12 protein-coding genes are annotated in these 20,363 nt (G+C 35.3%); all 12 read right to left on the reverse strand.

Translation table 11 applies throughout. From position 1 onward, the window contains the following. Positions 1-7 precede the first annotated feature (7 nt). A complete protein-coding gene (locus ACOQOS_RS04145; protein ID WP_420573703.1) occupies positions 8-694 on the reverse strand; it encodes a DUF6058 family natural product biosynthesis protein in 687 nt (228 codons plus the stop codon). Positions 695-759: 65 nt separating this feature from the next. Then, complete coding sequence (locus ACOQOS_RS04150) at positions 760-1,758, reverse strand: LacI family DNA-binding transcriptional regulator (protein ID WP_420573704.1); 999 nt, start codon at positions 1,756-1,758, stop codon at positions 760-762. Positions 1,759-1,866: 108 nt separating this feature from the next. After that, positions 1,867-3,468 carry a T9SS type A sorting domain-containing protein gene (locus tag ACOQOS_RS04155; RefSeq protein ID WP_420573705.1) on the reverse strand — a complete coding sequence of 534 codons (1,602 nt, stop codon included), beginning with the start codon at positions 3,466-3,468 and terminating at the stop codon, positions 1,867-1,869. A 10-nt stretch (positions 3,469-3,478) separates the two neighbouring features. Then, positions 3,479-4,363, reverse strand: coding sequence for a glycosyl hydrolase family 17 protein (locus ACOQOS_RS04160; RefSeq protein WP_420573706.1), 885 nt, complete (start codon positions 4,361-4,363; stop codon positions 3,479-3,481). Positions 4,364-4,375: 12 nt separating this feature from the next. Then, positions 4,376-5,284 carry a glycosyl hydrolase family 17 protein gene (locus ACOQOS_RS04165; protein WP_420573707.1) on the reverse strand — a complete coding sequence of 303 codons (909 nt, stop codon included), beginning with the start codon at positions 5,282-5,284 and terminating at the stop codon, positions 4,376-4,378. A gap of 90 nt (positions 5,285-5,374) precedes the next feature. Beyond that, positions 5,375-7,720: an MFS transporter gene (locus ACOQOS_RS04170; RefSeq protein WP_420573708.1), complete on the reverse strand. Its 2,346-nt coding sequence runs from the start codon at positions 7,718-7,720 to the stop codon at positions 5,375-5,377. A gap of 7 nt (positions 7,721-7,727) precedes the next feature. After that, positions 7,728-9,239, reverse strand: coding sequence for a glycoside hydrolase family 30 protein (locus ACOQOS_RS04175; protein WP_420573709.1), 1,512 nt, complete (start codon positions 9,237-9,239; stop codon positions 7,728-7,730). 2 nt (positions 9,240-9,241) lie between these two features. After that, positions 9,242-10,531, reverse strand: a complete 1,290-nt coding sequence (locus ACOQOS_RS04180; RefSeq protein ID WP_420573710.1) for a glycosyl hydrolase family 17 protein — start codon at positions 10,529-10,531, stop codon at positions 9,242-9,244. 16 nt (positions 10,532-10,547) lie between these two features. Then, on the reverse strand, positions 10,548-14,009 hold the full coding sequence (locus ACOQOS_RS04185) for a hypothetical protein (protein ID WP_420573711.1): 3,462 nt from the start codon (positions 14,007-14,009) through the stop codon (positions 10,548-10,550). Between the two features lie 68 nt (positions 14,010-14,077). Next, entirely contained in the window at positions 14,078-14,926 is an 849-nt protein-coding gene (locus ACOQOS_RS04190) for a glycoside hydrolase family 16 protein (protein WP_420573712.1), read from the reverse strand. Positions 14,927-14,951: 25 nt separating this feature from the next. Continuing rightward, on the reverse strand, positions 14,952-16,919 hold the full coding sequence (locus ACOQOS_RS04195) for a hypothetical protein (protein WP_420573713.1): 1,968 nt from the start codon (positions 16,917-16,919) through the stop codon (positions 14,952-14,954). Between the two features lie 11 nt (positions 16,920-16,930). After that, a complete protein-coding gene (locus tag ACOQOS_RS04200) occupies positions 16,931-20,116 on the reverse strand; it encodes a glycoside hydrolase family 2 TIM barrel-domain containing protein (protein ID WP_420573714.1) in 3,186 nt (1,061 codons plus the stop codon). Between the last annotated feature and the right edge of the window lie 247 nt (positions 20,117-20,363).

Below are 20,363 nucleotides of genomic sequence, written 5' to 3' on the forward strand. Positions count from 1 at the left end.
AGTATGGCTAGTTATAGTTTTTGATGAGTTCTTTTAAATCATGTTTTTGTAAAATTTCATCTAGGTATTTTCCTCTACTACTACTTTTTCTTTGGTATGGTGAGAATAGGTTTGAAATTTCATTGTATTGCAAGTTTAATTGAAGTAATTCTTGCTTTTTTTCCGCAGTCAATTCGTTTTCAGTGTTATTTTCTATGAACGAGATTAGTTTTTTAACGGCAATTTCTTTTTTAGCAATTTCAGTTCCTGTTGCATTCAATGTACAGATTCCATAAACACCATTTATGTAATATTCCCATTCAACTTCAAAAGCTTCTTCTAATTTTTGAAGGTTCACTTTTCCATTTTCAAGAATATTATTTCCATAAGCAAATGATTTGTCATCATGTTTACAAAAAGCATTTATAAATTCATTTTTAATTTTTTGCTTGAAACTATCAACCTCATCTAAGTTTAGGTTTTGTAACACTAAGTTTATAGTACTTCTAGGGAAATATTTTTTGACATCTATAATGACTTCACGATCTCCAAGAGGAGAACTAATGGTGGATTCCGTTTCAATTTTATAAGAGAAATTTGGAATCATTTTTTTAGTTATCAGTTGATCTAGAGTATCATTGGAAATATTTGTGATACGACATAGCTCTTCAGCATCTATAAAATTTTCTATGATGTACTTTATATCTTTATTCATCCCTACAATTTTGTATCAAATATAGGAACAATTGTGTAGAGAATTTACAAAAAGTATCTGAACAATTAGCGACTCGTCTCTCCTATGGTGATGGTTGTGTTGAGAACAGTATCACTTGTAGGAATATCTTCAAGTTTAGATTCTAGACGTAGTAGCAACATTTTTGCAGATTGTTTCCCAATTTCCTTTGGATGTTGGTCTATGTATGAAATTTTTGGATAGGATAAATCATTTTGTGCTGCGTTTACATATCCAATTAAAGATACTTCATCGCCTAATGTTAAACCTTGTTTTTGAATCACACTGCTACAAAGTAGAGTAGCATTGATGTCTGCTGCTATAAAACTATCTATTTTGTTTTCTTTGATAGAATTTTCTAGTGTTAATCGAAGTTCTGTTAAGTCTTCAAAAGCAATCACTGTTGGATTGTTTGTTTGTGACAAATATCCTTCTTCACGTAAACGACCTACAATTAATGTCGGGATTGAAGAAACAAAGGCAATATTTTGACAGTTTTGATTTTCAAGGTATTTGTATGCACTTGTGATACTATCATAATCGTTTACATGTACTGTATCAAAACCAAGCGGTTGCATTGGAATACGATCAAATAATACCAAAGGAATTCCTTTTTGTTTGATTTGTATAATATGATCGAATGTTTTCTTTTTGTTCGTTTCTTCAGCAATACAAATTAAGATACCATCTACATTTCCTTGAGAAAAATAGTCTAGACATTCTTTTTCTCGTTCTAAACTTTCATTACTTAAAAATGTAATGATATTGTATTTTGAAGCGCTTACCAATTCATCAATTCCTTTTAATACAGAAGCAAAAAAAGGATTTTCAATATTGGGTAATATAACGCCTATTTGCATGGTTTGCTGCTTTTGCAAACGTACAGCTATAGGATTTGGTGAATAACCCCTTAGTTTGGCCAGATTCTTTACACGTTCTTTAGTTTGCGCACTTATCTCTTCACTATTGTTCAACGATTTTGAAACTGTTGATACAGATAGATTCAATTCTTTTGCAAGCGATTTTAAAGAGACTATATTTTTCATATATATTATTTTATCCGATAAGAGCCTATAAAAATAGTAATTTGAAGTGTAAAGTATAAAAAAGTGTGTTTATTTTCATAAACACACTTTTTTGTATGGTTTTTATACTTAGTTTTTCACTAGTTTCACACTGCTTTGACCTTTGTCAGTGCTGATTCTTGCGAAGTATACTCCATTTTGTAATGCAGAACCGTCAACTACTGCTTGATTTGTTTTTGGCGCAATAGCCATTACTTGTCTTCCTGCAATATCAAATACTTGAATTGTATTAATTACCGTATCATCTGTAACAATGTTCCATGAACTGTTTGTTGGATTTGGATATGTTTTGAATGATGATTTATTAAATTCGTCTACACTTAGTGTTGTGTTTTTGTGTAAATAGATATTGTCATACCAAACATTTGTTAAGTTTGCTGTAGTAATACCTATTTGAGCAATATCACTTCTTGTAGTACTTCCTGCTACAACACCTCCGATAGCTGTAATATCTATATCAACAGAAACCCAAGTTCCTGCAACGATAGCCGGTGTAGTTCCTGTATTGATATTTACTTCTAAAGCAGATGCTTCTCCGCCTCCACCAGCGAAATCAACTAACTTTACATTAAATACATCTCCTACTAAATCTACATCATCTGTATAGAAATCAAAGTGTATATGTGTAAAGTCTGTTAAATCTTGTCTGTTTGTAGAAAAATCTATTCCTTGACATGGAACGCCTGTATTTTTTCTAAAAGTATTATTTCCGTCTACTTGTACTTCAGATATCGCAGCACCACACCAACCAGCATCATATGTTCCTACGGTTATATTTGGATATGCATCACTATAGATAGAAACTACATCTCCTGCAGGTCTGTTTGGCGGCATTGGTGCAGCTGTTGCAGGTCCGCTTATAGCAAAAGATACTGTGTATGTTTCCATAACTGAACCATTTTGAGAAGTAACTACTACCGTTGCATCTCCTGGAATTGCTGGAGCTTGTGTGATATTTGCACTTGCTCCTGCATCTGTTGTAGTTGCCATTGTAATTTGTGGAACAACTGTTGTTCCTGGTGCTAAACCAACATTATAATTGAATACTCCTGAACCAAATCCAGAAATTGTAGATCCGTCAACTTGTAAGTCACTTAACGTAGCATCTGAACCTGCTGCTGTTGGGTTTTTCCAAAAGTAAACGTTGTCTAAGTAAATGTCTACTGGCACTGTACTTCCTGCTCCATTTGCTGCAAATTTCATTTGAAAAATACTGTCCCAAGTCATTCCTGTAAAAGCAGATTTTGGAATATCAACACTTGTCCAAGTTCCAGATGTATAAGCGATTGAAACTAGCGTCTCTCCTGCTCCAGAACCATTGTTAATAGGACTTACTTGAATATCTGTCGCTCCTGGGCTTGCAGATGTCCAGATATCAATATGTAAAAATTCCATTTGAGAAGCGTCAGTCGCTGTTACTTCAGTTCCTTGATAGTTAAAGTTTGGGTATGCTAATAATAATTGTCCCGTTCCTGGATCATAACTAGGGTTTACCATCGTGTGACCACTTTGTCCCCAATTGGGATCATAGTTCGTTGCAATATTTGTATATGTGTCTCCATATACTGAAATTACATCAACAGCATCGTTTGTAGGCGTAGCTGGATTTGTTGTTGGTTGAGCATACGCAATGCATGCAAACAACAGAAATAAATACGTAATTTTCTTCATAATAGTCTATTTAAAATTTGAATTGTTCATGTTTATCCCAGAGTCCCCAATACGCACCGACATCACCTTCATCTCCTACTTTCCACGATTCATCGAATGAGGCGAAGTAAAAAATTTCAATGTCTTCTTCTTGAGACCATTTTTGGGCGTTTATAAAATATTTAATTGCGTTCTTATCTGAAGGAAAAGCTCCTTCTAGTCTTGTTCCTTTGTTAGGCCATCCTGTTTCAGTAATGATGACTTTTTTACCATTTCCAGCACGTACTGCTCGATTGTACATATCTTTCATATACAACAATGCATAATCTTGATCACAACCTTCCCAAAAAGGGTAACAGTTTGCTAGGATGATGTCACAGGCTTCAGTAATTGCTGGACGTTCTGTGAATTCGTAATAGGCATCTACATATCCCACAGGAATTCCACTTATTCGTTCTTTTGTTTCGTATATGAATTTTAGCAATTCTTCTTCTGTTAAATCACCTCTATACATTACTTCATTTCCAACGGCTGCTACATCAACATAATTTTGATCTGCCAATTTTACTAAGCTTTCTATTTCTGCGGCATTTGTTTCAGAATCGTTTCCTAACCAAGCACCAACTAGAGTTTTCATTCCTAGTTCTTTGGCTATTATTGGAATGAGTTCATTTCCTTCTGTACAAGAGAACGATCGAATCCAATTCGTATATGGTTTTACGATTTCTAAACGGCGTCTTACTTGCGCTTCTGACAGTGTATCTCCTGGTTCTTGTCCTTCTTCATATGGACTAAAGCATAGTCCATGCATACCAGTATTGAGGGTTTCACGCCATGATACTTTTAGTTCTTCTATGGACTGCCCTTCAAAATCTAAAGCTGCTAATGCAAAAAATTTTTCTTTACGTAAAGACATTTTATTTGTTAGTTAAAATTTTAATTGCTCATGTTTGTCCCAAAGACCCCAATACGCACCGACATTGCCTTCGTCACCAGTTTTCCATGATTCATCAAATGACGAAAAATAGAAGACTTCTATATTGTCTTTTTCTGCCCAAACTTGAGTGTTAATAAAATATTTCATAGCGTTTATCTCTGAAGATTCCGCTCCTCTTAAACTACCACCTTGACTTGGCCAACCAGTTTCTGTTATGATAACTTTTTTGCCTTGTGCTGCATGGGACGCTTGTCCAAACATTTGCTGCATGTGTGCTAGTGAACCGTCTATGTGACAACCTTCCCAGTATGGATAGCAATTGCTTAAGATTACATCGCTGATTTCTACAAGTTCTGGATGAACTGAGAACTCGTAATACGCATCAACATATCCTACTTGTACATTTGGGAGTGCTTCTTTTACTCTTTTTATATATGCCAGAAGTTCTTCTAGTGTAAGATCGTTTCTGTATAATACTTCGTTTCCAACAGCAGCGATATCTACAAGACCTTCTTTTCCTAATTCTATTAAGGCTTCGATTTCTTTTTCATTTTCTTCTTTATCATCTCCTAACCAAGCGCCAACCATGGTGTTCATTCCATGTTTTTTTGCTATACGCGGAATGTGTTCGTTCCCTTCAATACACGAGAAAGAACGTATCCACTTAGCATATGGTTTTAAGATTTTAACACGTCTTTCTACTTGTGCTACACTTATTACATCGCCTGGTTCTTGTCCGTCTTCGTACATACTAAAACAAATTCCATGCATTCCTTTTTTTAGCGTAGCTCGCCATAATTTTTGTAAGTCTACATCAGTATATTTTTCGAAATCTATTCCTGAATGTTCGGTGAAATTAATTCCTCCGTATATATGATATTCTTCGTCTCTGTATGACATTTCTTTGTTTTGTTCTGGTTAAATTGACTTATTATTTCTCTTTAAATCTTTTGAGACCAACTATTTGCTAGTTTTATGAGTATGTTGTTTTTATATAAATTTTTGTTTTTCATCTTTATCCCAAATTCCCCAACGTGCTCCAACATCTCCTTCGTGACGCATTTTCCATGATTCATCAAATGAAGAGAAATAGAAAACTGATATGTTTTCGTCTCTAGACCATTTTTGAGTGTTTATGAAATATTTCATTGCATTTTCTGATGAAGGAACAGCTCCATTAGAATTTGAACCTTGATCTGGCCAGCCTGTTTCAGTGATAATTACTTTTTTGCCTTTTGCTATTTTCTCTGTTACAGCATACATTCTTCTTAGGTATACGGAAGCATCTTCTATGCTACTTCCTTCCCAGAAAGGATAGCAGTTTACTAGGATTACATCGCAAGCATCAACAAGCGCAGGATGTTCTAAGTATTTGTAGTAAGCGTCTACATAGCCAATAGGAATGTTTGGTAATTCTTTTTTGACACGTTTTATGTAATCTATGATTTCTTTTTCGCTTAATTCATTACGCATTAAGGTTTCATTTCCGATAACGGCTACATCTACAAAACCATTTTTTGCCAATTGCATTAATGAATTGATTTCTTCTTCGTTACGTTTTTTATCATGTCCTATCCAAGCTCCTACCATCGTTTTGAGACCTCGTGCACGTGCTGCTTTTGGAATGAATTCATTACCATCCATACATGAAAAAGAACGTATCCATTTTGTATGAGAAGCTATAATATTGATTCTGTGTACTATTTGATCTTCCGTCAACTGATCTCCGATATCTTGTCCTTCTTTGTACGGACTGAAACATAAACCGTGTAATCCTGTGTTTAGTGAATCTTTGAATAAGGTGGTTATTTCTCTGATATTTTTTGCATTGTAATCAATATCATTTGAAGTATCTATTCTAACGTCAAGTCCGCCAAGTAATGATAATTTTGCTTCTTGATCGTATGCTGTTGCTGTAGATGTTGGTTTATTTTTTCTTTTATCTAATTCAGCTCTTATTTCGTTAGCTCTTTCTTCTGAAACAGAATAATTCCACATTACAGCCATTGCGATTATTGTTCCTACTATTGGCACTGCTGAGAAGAATATTCTTAATCCTGTGATAGCTTCTTCTGTTTGAACGGCATCTGGCGTTGAATCAAAACCTACAAAGGTTAAAATTAAACCACTCAAACCACCTGCAATAGCAAAACCAAATTTTACCATCCACCAATAAATTGCTCCAAAAATACCTTCTCTTCGTTTTCCTGTATTTAATTCGTCTAAATCAATTACATCTGCTGTCATTGACATCATGAGTACAAATAAACTTCCGATACCAAAAGAGAAAAAAGGCAATGCATAGATGAACATATATGGTTTACCTGGAACAAAGAGAAACCAAAGCAAAATGTATCCAAAAATTGAAATACCTTGTGATATTAGAAATGCTTTTTTCTTCTCCATTCTTTTGGACATCCATGTAACTATTGGGATTACAGCAAATGTCGTTATGAGTGCTCCCAAACTACCAAACAATGTTGGCCATATACCAGCATCACCAGCGTTTCCATTGAATAAATAGTATACTACAATAAAAAACGAAAAGGCAGCTACTGTATTAAATGCATTGAATATAAAAAAGGTAGAAATACATAGTCTTCTAAATGGAACTGATTTGAAAGCTTCTACAAATCCATCAAAAATTTCTTTAAGACTTCCTCCAATATTACTTAAGGTAAGTGGTATATAATCTTTATCTAGAGTTGATTCACTTTTTATAAATAAAGCTGGAACCATTGCCAAAACCATACAGGCAATTCCAACCCAAACAGCTAGTGATCTAGTTGCTACATCTGCGCTTGGAAACCATTCTGGATCATACATTATAACCCAAAACCAAGGTGCTATTACCCAAGCCCATTGTCCTATCCATTGTGCGACAGCCATGATATTTGTACGTTCATGGAAATCTTCACTCATTTCATATCCCATGGCTACATATGGTACACTAAATATGGTCAATCCTAAATAAAATACAAATGACCAAAGCATGAAATACATGAAGTTGTAATCTATTCCAGCATCTCTATATAATTGCCACATAATCACAAAGGATATTCCCATAATGATAGCTCCTATGAATACATATTGTCTACGTCTTCCCCATTTAGATTTTGTGTTGTCAGATATGAATCCCATGATTGGGTCTGTAAAAGAATCAAAGATCCTCGGTAGGAAATAGATTAAACTCCATTGCCAACCTTCAAATCCTAAGTCTTTAACGAGTACTACCATAAAAATTCCTAGCGCAGCTGGAAACATTTGATTTGCTAGCATTCCTAGTCCAAAGGCAACTTTTTGTCCAAATGGTACTTTATTTTTTGCTGAAGACATAATTATTTTAGTTTGGTTGGTTAGTGATTACAATCGTTTGAATTGCTTGTGGTTGTATCGATATATTTTTGGTTTTTCCTTCTAATGTTAGAGAGAAATATTTTTCAGCTTTCCCTTCATTAAATACTACTACGGCAATGTTTCCATCAGGATTTTTTGCAGCGGTAACCATTAAGTCTTTGTCTGTATTTTTTACGTCTATGATTTTTGCTCCTGGGCGAATGTATTTACTGAAATGAACCATGGTGTAGTATAATGGTGTCATGTATACTTCGTCTGTATCAGGATCGACAATTACAGGAGCTATACACCAGTTTTTAAACCAGTTTGGTCCACCTTGTTTGTCTAATACCATGTTCCAGTCTACCCAACCATCAACCCAGTTGTTGAGGCAACCTATGATGTCTCTCGCATAACGATTTACGGGTGCATATTTTGGGTGTAAGTATTTATCTTCTTCTTTTGCCCATTTCCAGCCCCAATCTGTAGCTTCTTTTTTCCAATACCAAGCATCATCTTTCCATACAGGAACTTCATCGTCAATACAACCTTCAGTTTCTATTAGGTATTTGTTTGGTGCTTTGTTGTGTGCATATTGTAAATCTTCTGCAAATATCTCATAAGTACTTTCGTACCAATGAATTGCCGTTCCATCATAGTACTTTGAGGAAGCTTCATCTTTGTACATCACATCTACCCATTCTTTGAGTCCTGCACGATTTTGATCATATCCTAAGATGATTAAATCTCCTTTTCCGTCTTTTTCTAGTTTTGGACCAAGGTGATATTGTACAAATTGAGTCATTTCTTTTGGAGTGTAGTGCATACTTTCCCAATTGTTACCGTTTCCGTGTGGCTCATTTTCAACAGTAAATCCCCAAATATCTATACCTTCTGCTTTGTAAGCATCTGCATATTTTGAGAAGAATAATGCCCAAGTGTCGTAATATTTTGGTAGTAGTTTTCCGCCTACCCAACTATTGTTGTCTTTCATCCAAGGTGCTGCAGACCAAGGTGAGGCAAATATTTTGAAGCCATCTTGTGAAGCTGCCATTGCATCTTTGATCATCGGAATAAGATCATCACGATCTTCTTCTATGGTAAAGTGTTCAAGGTTTACATCATCTGCTACAGGCGTATATGAATAGTTTGTGAGTGAAAAATCACAGGAATTCATATGTGTTCTTGTCAGTGAATAGTTTGCTCCATCTTTATCAAAATAGGCTTTGATGATTTTATCTCTGTTTTGTTTGCTTAGCTTGTTTAGTAAGTATGCCGATGATTCTGTGAAAGCACCTCCAAAACCTGTGATAGTTTGGTATTGTTTTTCTGGCGTAAGCACCATCGAAGTCGTTTTCGTTGTGTCTTCTGGAGATGCAAACTCCGTTAATTTGGTAAGTTTATTTCCACTTTCCGAAGTTTCATATACTTCCGCTTCTAGCGTAGGCGCTGATTTTTCTTCTTGACAAGCTGTTGTCATTATGAGTAGTATTATGCTATATGTTTTTAGTTTTTTCATGATTAATGAGTTAACAACTTGTTACCGTTTACTGGTGGTAGTTGCACTTCTAGTAGAAGTGAATCTTTGTTTCCATTGTATGTTTTTGTGATAGGATTTCCATTTCTAGATAGCCCTTTAAAAACTCCTTTATCAACTAAATCCCACAATGCGTATTTAGCTTTTCCGTCAATTGTAAATAATCCGAAGTGATTTTCTGAACCACCAGGGTTGCGAGCGTCTTTCCATATTTCATCAAAAGCTTCAAAGTAAAAACAAGACATTCCTGCATTGTCTGTCCATTGTCGCATGTGATTGTAATAGATTTCTTCTTTGTATTGATCAGTAGCTTTGCTACCTGTATTTCCATAGTGTCCATTTGAAAACGACGCCCAACCAGTTTCGCCAATGTGAATTGGTTTGTTAACACCTAAACTTTTCATGTAATTGTATACACTGTCATATTGCGAGATTGCATATTTCTTTGCTTCTAACATTGCATAATCGATTTTTTCAAGACTCGATTTGGAATCGTCACCATCGGTTCCCCAAAATACAGGATGATAGTGTGTGTCATGCATTGGATAGGTATGCATTGAGATATAATCAACTGCTTTGATAAGTTTGTCAAGATCTTCTACATGATATATTTTGTCTCCGCCGCCCCAAGAAGCAAAGTTGTCTGAACTTGTAATCCACAAGTCTTTTGATAGTTTCCCTTCTTTTTTGAGGTTTTGTAAATGGTTTACCCATTTTAGAATTACGCCAGGTTGCACATAGTAACTTGCAGCCCATTTTACCATAGCTTCGTTACCGACTGCTATGATTTTTACGATATCTGAATATTGATTCGCCAATGCGACAGCTCTTGCGATTTCATCTGCGTTTTGTTCACTTTCCTGATTGTGATCGGGTACTTGGTCTGTCCAAGCGTTTTTACAATCAATCCATGCACCTAACATGACATACATCTCAAAATTTGTGTCTTCGTTTTTCAGTTCCCTGATTGCTTTTAAAATGTTAGCCGCATGTGGTAGTTGTACATTGTATGTACGTAAAACTCGGATGCCCATCGCATGGAGAATCTTCATATCATCTTTTAGTTCATTTACTGTTGGTTGTACATCGCGTGTTTTGGTGCGATAACCGCCATATGAAATTGCTTGATATTTTTTGTTTCCTAGTATATCTTTCGCTGTCACTTCTTTTTGTGTTTGTGGTTCTGACGACGCTTTCTTTTGTTGCGAATTTTCACAAGACACCAGTAATAGCGTTACTAATAGTAGTTTAGATATGTGCTTTAGTGATCTCATGATTGTCTCTGTTTTTTTATTTTAGATGCTCTTTTTTGATATGTACGTTGATTTGTACTACGTCTCCAGCGCGATTGAATACTTTTTGACTTGTTTCAGCATCTAAGGTTAAGTTGTTGAATGTTGCAGTACTTCCATTGCTGAAATGAACATTTAATGCTTCTTTTTCAGTTATTGTATAGATGACAGGAACTTGGCAATATGTAAAACATAGTGAACCTTTGCTCACTAATATTTCCTTTGCTTCTTTGGCAATGTTTATGTATTTGAATGTGTTATTTTTTAATAAGAATTCATCTTTACGTAACATGCATGGATCAAAGAAAAGTTTTCCTTCTTCTACAAAAACACCAAGTTCACCAAAACGACTTAAGATATCTTCTTTTACTTGTCCTGTCATTCCTGGTTGTTGCGCACCTTTTCCTGCAGGCGTATGTGAATACGGATCTGTTGGGAACGCTCCATATAATGATGGTGATTTATGCACTCCAATTCCTTCGTTGATTTCGTAATAATGTTCTAGAAGTCTGCCAACAATTTCATCACTTTGCTTTTCACGAATTGCTTTTAAACAGCATTCTAATACAGCTAATTGTAGTTTTGAAACCATATGCCAATAGATAGAACCTAATCCTTCGTATCCGTAGAATGTTCCTGAACGTCCTGTAAATGCTTTATGATTGAATACTTCTTCAAAAGTTTCTAAAACATGTGAACTTTCTGATTCTACTAATTCGGCATAGGATGTATTTTTAAGTTCTTGTAATGCTTCCGAAAGATCGGCTGCATTTTTAAAGTTTCCGTTGAAATGGTAGGTTCCATTTACATCTTGTGTGATGATTTTTTTGTTTCCATCATCAACCAATTGTTGTAATAAATTTGATTCGGTAACGGCTATTCTCGGAATGGTGTTACGCTCTATGAATCCTTTTAGCTCTTTATTTGGATATAGTAAGTAACTGTACTGATCTGGTCTGAATAGTTTGCTGTTTTTTAAACCATCTAACACAGCTAAAGCTTCTTGTGATGAGATATACCCTGAACTTAATACAGCAACTTGTCCTTCTAACATTTCATTTAGATATGAAATAGATATTTCGCCAGTATCTTCAACAGTCATTAAGTTGTATGCATGATACAGATTGTCTGCTCGTTTGTTAGCTTCTATTGAGTGTTCTAAATATCTTAAACTTGTAGTTACAAATGCTTTTACCTCATTAATAGAAAGACTTGTTTTCCTTCCAGAAAATGCATTATTGTATATTTGCTTTCTGAATGAACTTCCCGCATTTCCTAAACCATCTAGTACATTTCTGCGATCATCATCATTAATTTTTCCTTTTAATAATGTTTCATTTGCTGTAAATGTGTTTGATATTTTATGGAAAAAATCTACTAATTCTCTAGATACTTCAACCGTTTCCGTTGTTGATTTTTCAAAGATGTTTTCAAAGAATTTTAAGAAACGTCTTAGGTAACATAGTGTAACCATAGATACGCCATTCCCTACTAGTGCATTGTTTGCATCATTCCATTCTGGGCGTTGTGTATTCATCCAAATTCCACCTTCAGGAATAAAGTTGGATAGTTTTGATAAGGTTGTCGCAAGTATTTTTTCAATAAAGTTTACCTTCACAATGAATCTGTTTTCATCACGTAATAATGCGCCATCAGCACCTAATTCTTCACGTTGTTGATGAATTTTGTGATCTAATGCTTCGTCAAATTCAATGGTATCTTTTGGATTTTTTAGCAGATCTGCATATTGCTTGATTCTGTAAGGAACATTGGCATATACAAATAAGTCTTTATCAAAGAAACTTTCCAGTTTTCCTGGCTTGTGACTTTCTATGATTTCTAAAAACTTTTGTAAGTATATGATTTGGTGATCTCCCCAATATCCAATGTATGACCACGGATCATCTGGCTCGATGGTTTCCCAATCAAAACCGTCTTTGGTTACACGGTAAGGATTGTATCCGTCAAACGTTGTAGCGTTTAAGAATTTATGAATCATACTTTCAATAAATTCTGGATATGAATGTGCCAATGCTTCCCAATTCTGAAAAATATCACGCCAGTTTCCTTCGTAATCTAATATTTTAGAGCCATCTACTTCACTTCGTGTGTTGATAGAGAATTTATTCCAAGGACGACTTGGATCTCCGTGTCGACGACTGAATTTTAGTGGCATGTATTCTAAACATAAACGTCTAAAGTTTCTGTCTGAATTATTGTATGCAATTGCTTGTAATTCTGTAAATGAGAATTCTTCTGGTAATTGCGCTATGATTTCTTCTGAAGTTCTCGCTACTTTTTTATTTGCTTTTGCTAGATAGTTTGTAAAATCCCACTTCTCTACTTGATAGTTATTGTCAAAAATTCCTCCACGCATAATATTGAACAACGTGTTAGAGAAGTGACGTGTATCTCTAAACTTATCAGCCGATAATTGAATTCCATCAGAAGCTGCATTTAACGCAACCAAATTTTGCGTTCCTTGATCAATACTTGATTGAATTGTTTGCTTTAAGTTCGATTCGTTTTTTATACGATATGAAAGCGCTGCAATACTGCTATGATCTTGATTTACATTTGTAATGGTACACCAATTTTTGCTTTCAGAAGCTTTCAAGTTTACGGTAGCATTTATGAAATACGCTCCTTTTTCTGCTTTTACATCTACTTCTTGCTGAATTGGATGACGTTTACGAAATGCTCTTAGTTGTAATGACGATAATAGATATTGTGCATTATCAAATCCTAAAGACCAAACTATATTGGCTTTTAGAGCTTCACTTGGCTCTGCTTTGTCTACAATAATAGCACTCAATGCAAAAATTCCTAAACCTGTACTTTCCTCTAATTCAGTTCTTTTGTAGGCATCAACCAAATTACTACTTGCATTTTGCAAATCAGATCCTACTCCGTATGGCAATACATTTTGGATTCCGTCGAGTATGTTGATACTTACTTTTTCTTCTGAATTGTTTATGAGTTGAGATTTTTTTACAAATCCGAATTCATCACTAGAGTTCCATTGATAACGAAATGTAAGCTGTAAATCATGATTGATTTCTTCAAACATTACTTTGTTTCCGTAGTTATTTTTGTAAAGATTACGAGATACTTCATACATTCCTTCAAATCGCTCTGAGAAAGGCTCCCATAAGTGATTTTTATTATTTTTCGTGACTTGAAAAATAGATTTACTACCTGTTATTTCTGCAGACTCCGTAATTTTGTCGTCCGTGTAGTAAGGAAATAGTGAAAATTCTGAGTTTTTACGTCCTGCTGTCAATCCGCCATTACTTGATATAAACATCCAGTGATCGGAATCACTAACGATACTCATAAAAAAAGGTCGAATGGTATCACTATTAGAGATTTTGTAAAAACGTTCGTTATCTATGTGTACTGTTTCTATTTGAGACATATGAGATAAAATATCTTGATCTAAACTTGCTTCTTTAATCATTAATCGGTCATTATTGCTACTCTTGTAATAAGTAGGGGAATTATTTATTTTGTATGTATTAGAATATGTTATTGATATACACGTACATAATCAACCAGCATGGTTTGTGGAAATACTGTTTGCTGACTTGGTGGTCCTGCAAATGAACCTCCTACAGCTACATTCATAATGATGTAAAATGGTTGATTGAAAACCCAGTCTCCTGTTACATCTTCTGGTGTGATTTGATTGTATAGTACATCGTCTATGTAATAGTTGATATAATCTGGACCCCATTCTATTCCAAAAATGTGAAAACCTGTATCTAGTCTATCGTTAACTAAATCATATTCTTTTGAGATTGCGTTTCCTCCTGAGTAACCAGGTCCGTGTACAGAACCTGTTACTACAGTTGGTTCTTGTCCACGATTTTCCATGACATCAATTTCTCCACAGAATGGCCAAGAAACAGTATCAATATTTTCTCCAAGTAGCCAAAATGCAGGCCAAACACCTTGTCCCCAAGGTAATTGGATACGCGCTTCAAAACGTCCGTATTTTTGTGTAAATAATCCTTTGGTGTTGATTCTTGCAGATGTATATCCAGATCCTTCAAAAGATTCTTGAGTTGCAATTATTTTTAATACTCCATCTTCAACACGGATATTTTCTGGGCGATTTGTGTAATATTGTAATTCATTATTTCCCCATCCTGGTCCTGTATCTGCAGTTCCGTTTCCGATATCATAGTTCCAAACGGCGCTGTTTGGAGCGCCAGCTGTATCGAAATTATCTTCAAATGTTAGATTTGTTAATGTTGTTACCTCTTGTGTTTCATCTGCTTCACAACTTATTGTAAGTGCTGCTATAGCAAGTAACATCAATCCTATAAGTAAGGTATCACGTCTTCTTAAACTAATTTTATTTATAAGCTTCATGTCTATATTGTTTTGATGTTAGCTGTTAGTTTCTGAAATATATGTTGTCAACAAATACGTCTGTAGCTTCAAATGGTTGTGCTACTAATATGTATTGCGCAATGTTTGATGTGTTTGTCAATCCAACAAAGTCTGTTAATGGAATGTCTAGACTTACCCATTCGCCTTGAGCCGGATTTGGAATGCTTATTTCATGTTCTGTATCATCTCCACCACCAAAAGCATTATCTGGTCCAAAATCAACTAACTTGATATTGAATGAAGTATATGTTGATGACCAAACATCCATACGTAAGTGTGTCATTGCAGAAGCATTAACAGTGTTTGATGTAGTTTCTATTCCGACAAAACCTAAATCAGTGTATCTTTTTGTTGGGTTGCCATCTACCATTACATCATCAAATACAGTTGCAGCTGCCGACCAAGGTGTTCTCCATGTATCTACGACTACATCTGTGTATGCATCACTGAATAATGAGATTACATTTGCTCCTGGATCTGTTGGTGTTGGTGCTGCAATAGTTGGTGCACTAGGTACTTCGTAGAAATAGATATTGTCTACCAATACATCCGTTATTGTAGCATCAGACACTAATAAGATTTGTCCTAAGTTTGCTTGACTTGTTAATCCAAATTGATCTAACGGAATATCTAAACTTGTCCAGTCATCATTTACTAATACTGGTATGTTGAATGTTACTGATCCTTCAGAGTCATTTCCTCCTCCAAAAGTTCCATCTGATCCATAATCTTGTAAAACGACTCTTATAAAGTCAGCTCCATCAAGTGGATTTGGTTGTTCTACAAAGATGTCTAAGTGTAAATGCGTCATGCTCGAACCATTGATTGTAGGTTGAGAGAACTGCATTCCTACAAAGTTTAACTGTGAGTATTTTATAATGTTATCACCGTTAATTACGATATCATTTTGTCCTTGTGTTGTTTGAAAAGGAGCATAATATCCGTTGTAGTATTCTACTGGTTCGTTTGTATACGCATCACTGAAAACAGATTTTACTAAGCTAGCATCTCTTGTTGGTACTGGTGCTGCCGTAAATGTTCCTTGAGAGTCTATGATAAGGGAACCTGCGGCTTCTATACCATTTAATGATGCAGTAATTGTTGTAAAAATTGGATTTCCATCAACATCCATAGGATTTGCTCCTACTACTGTTACAACTCCAAATTCATTTACTGTAGCGACTCCAGGATTTGAAGATGTGAATGTAAAGTAGCTTGGTGCTGCAGTTACAGTTACATCTTGTCCAGAAGCAGTATTGAATGTTTGTGTTAGTCCGTCTAGTTCAATTGTAGCTCCAATGAATGTTTGTTGCGCCACATCATTTCCATTTTGGATTGCTGGACGTGGTTGTGCTACAGTTCCTAAGTTTTCAAACCTGATTTCGTCCATCCAAAAGGTAAATCCGAATCCATTCGTACTATCAGTTCCAGCAGAGAAAATAAACATTCCTCTTTCTTGCGTAAGTTTTGAAGCATCTGGAATTGGAATTGTATACTTTCTCCAGTCTGTAGATAATTGAATATTGTTTCTTCCAACAGCATATTTACTTTCTTCAAAATCAGTACCAAAACCTACTAAACCTATGGTAGCAGTTGTAGATCCTTTTGCCCAGAAAGTAAGTGCATCATATCCAGAAAGATCTCTTCCAGCGCCACGATCTTTAAAAATACCACCAATAAATCCTCCGTCAGGATCATTTGGAGCTGGCACATCTATACGAATGGAAGTTGTTCCTTCATATGCTTCATCTTCATCTGTACCGAAACCGTTAGGGTTTGCGCCTCCTGCTGGATCGAATGAGGTGAAAAATTCATCTGTAAGACCTACTGGAGCATCAGTAAATATATCTGCTGTATTTGGGAATGTTGCTTCTATAGCATCATCTGATATATCTCTTTCACAACTTACTGTCATGGCTATTATTAAGCCTGCGAACAGTGTGTTTTTAAAGTATGTTGTTAGTTTTTTCATTTTTATAGCTTTTATTTTCCAATATTGATGTGTATGTATGTTCTAATTTCCCATTCGGTTCCATTGTCAAATCCTACTGGACTGATTACAGGTTCATTTGAGAATTCACCTGCTGTAGCATTGGGTGAGTATCTTGGAGAAAATTCGTTTAATGAACGCCATGTTCCGCGAATTCCAATTCTTGTACTTGGTAAGACAAACCAGTCAGGTTTTCCTAATGATGTAGATATGTCTAACATCAATTGTGTTGGATATGTTAGGTTGAAATCTCTGTGATAATCGAATGGTCCCCAATCGTTTATTTTTACATGTGATTCAACTTTTATGTTGTTGTAAATCATTCTAACATCACCACCAAATCTTTTGATTAATCTTTGGTTGTCACCATTTGCTTGTGCATTTCCGTAGTAGAAATTACCAATGATTCCTAGTTCTGGTGATACTTTAGACACCATACGAGAGTTGATTTCCCATAAGTCTTCAGCTGGTACTGTGTTTGGGAATGCAAAAAATGTACGATTTGCATTGAATCCAATGTGTGCATCTTGTGTAGTTGGTAAGTGACGGAATACAAATCCTAAGTTTGCTGCAAATTTTGCATCTTCAGCTCTGTCATTATTCCATTCATACATCCAAGTTCCTGGAGTTGGATCATATGTTATTAAGATTTCTCCTGCTGTCATTTCACGGTTTCCTCCTCTTACAGCGAATGGATCGTCAATTACATTACGTAATCTTCCTGGAGCAGGAACATCAGTTGGCATAGCGTCTACTAATGGTTTTTGATACATAAAGTTTGGAGCTATTTGAAAATCTCCCATTGTGTATGTAAAACCAGATAAGAAGTTAGACATGTTTCCGCTACCTGAGTCTCGTAATCTCCATCCTGTGAATGTTTGTGTTTGATCGGCTCCACCATTGGCAACTAATCCCATTACAGAACCTTGAGCGTACCAATTGAATCGTCCGCCTTCATATGTAATTTTTGCTTTTGCTCCCCAGTTATCAGTTGACTTGATTTTATCTTCTACAACTGTGTAATTTCCAGAAGTTCCTCTTACATCTTGAAATACACTTCCGTTTAATGGATTTCCTGCCCAGATACCTCCAACAGCAATACCAACCTTACCAAAATCTTTTTCGATAGCAACTGTTGCTCTTTCCATTGGCCAAGCTGGAATTACACCGCTTCGTACTTGATTCGCATCTAAAACACGGCGTCCAGATTCGTCAAATTCAAGATCAGTATTTAAATCTCTATGATAAATTCCTGTTACGTCCCATCCTTTGATGTTTCTTGTGTATTTTAATAACATTGTTGGATTTGCTCCCCACCAAAGTTGTGGTCCAAATGCTGCTTTAGCACCTTTTAATGCTCCTTTACCATCTACTTCTACTCCTAGAATTTCACCTCCGTAGATGTCTAAATTAGGACCGTAGTTTGCTTCAGGATATAATCCGAAGATATCACCTTCATATCCCCAGTGATAGTGTCCTGTACGATAGAATCCGCGAACATCTGCATTTTTGGTTTTCCATTCAAATTCAGCATTGTATACACGTAGTCTGTTAAAGTCTGCAATTTCTACATCGATATCATTTCCTCCATCTACACCAACAATAGTGATTGGTCTTCCTGCATTTTCGTAGAAGATTTCATTAATTGGATTTTCTGCTACATTCCCTAATATGTTGAAGTTAACATTAGCTCTCATATTTGGAGCTGGATTTCCTTCTATTCCTACATAGTAAGATTGCATGTGATCAAAACCAAGTTGATTTGGAAACACATTTTCGTTAGGATTTTCTGTGTTTGGTGTTGTGATTAAGCTTCCACCTGTATTGAATGTTGTAAACTCAGCTCTTAGTTGACTGATACGTATTTTTTGATTGCTTCCGCCACCCATTGCTGCTTTGTCTCCACGTGCTCTTAAAACGGCATCCATGATTTGGATGTTATCAAAGTAGTTAGAAAGAAAATCAGCAGTCATTCCTTTTTCATACGGATTTAACTGATGTGCTTCTTTTAGAGAATAATATGCTGCACGCGGGTATAGTGTGTATAAACCTCTTGCGTCTGTTGGACCTTTTGCACAAATACCAAACCACTCTTCGTTCATGTTATTATCTCCTGATTTGGCTTGATCTCTTGAATATCCGCCATTTGGCCAAGAAGCATTGTTATCGTGAACATCTAGGTTTTTAGTTTGTAAATATTTCCACCAACCATCAGAGAATTGAAATGTAAATCCTCCGAGTGAGTTATTAGCTTTTCCTAATCCGGCTGCATTTGCATATATTTCTTTCCAGTTTCCTGTCATGTAATATGCTTGCGAGTATTGATCTTCTTGATTGTCTCTAGCATTGAAGGCGTCTGCACCAAATTCTGCAAACAATACTGGCATGTTTAATTCATCTTTGATACGTTGAAATGCATCTCCAAACGAAATACCTCTATACATGTTAGTTCCATATATATCTATGTCTTTACATTCTTCTTTAACTAAATCTATGTATAATAAATCTCCATTACAGATTGCAACAGGATGTGAAGTATCTATTTTTTTTACTTCTAAAGTGGCATCATTGAAAGCTTTGTATAAAGCACGTGCTGCTTTTATTTTGTTTGAATCTATTCCTTCTATTGGAATTGCTTCTGTTTCTGCTCCTGTCCAAGATAAGTGATAATTATTTTCATTTCCTATCATATATAATAGTAGACCAGGTGTATTTTTGTATGTTTCAGCCATTTCTCTAGCTTCGTTCATCAATACTTCTCTTGTTGCAGGATCTGCATAGTCGGTTTGTGGAGTCCATGCTCCATTAATTGTGAGTCCATACGCACCAAAAGTGATATTTAGCATTGTATAAATACCGTAGTTTTCATAGATATACGTAATCCATTTTGGTTTTAGATTGTATGTACGGATAGCATTCACGCCCATGTTTTTTAATAAGGACATTTCAGCATCTAAAGCAGACATGATGACATCGTCTGATCGATTCCAGATTCCTGGATCAGTAATTGTGGAACCAATTGGTACATAATCCCAGTTCATACCGTTAATCATGAAATCTTTTCCGTTAACAACCAATTTCATTCCTTGATCATCTTTTTGAACAGTAACATTATCTGTTTGTGAAAAGATAGATGTTGTTAAAAAAATCAGTGCTAATGTTAGAAAGGTTTTTTTCATCTGTTTATTTTTAGTTTGTTAATTTGGTCAGATGGAATTGCCAAGGATCTTTATAGGGTGTTTTACACTAGATCTGTATAGCTCATCACATTAATTTATTCGTTTTTGTTTAATCTTTGTTTAGAGCCTTTATTCTTGGTGAATAGCTCTTTTACTAAAACTATACATATTTATTGCTAAATCTTTAATTTTAACCTCAACAAAAAACATACATCGTAATTAAATTGCATTAAAATTGTAGATTTCT

The sequence above is a fragment of the Kordia sp. genome (assembly GCF_965224175.1).
Classification (GTDB): domain Bacteria; phylum Bacteroidota; class Bacteroidia; order Flavobacteriales; family Flavobacteriaceae; genus Kordia.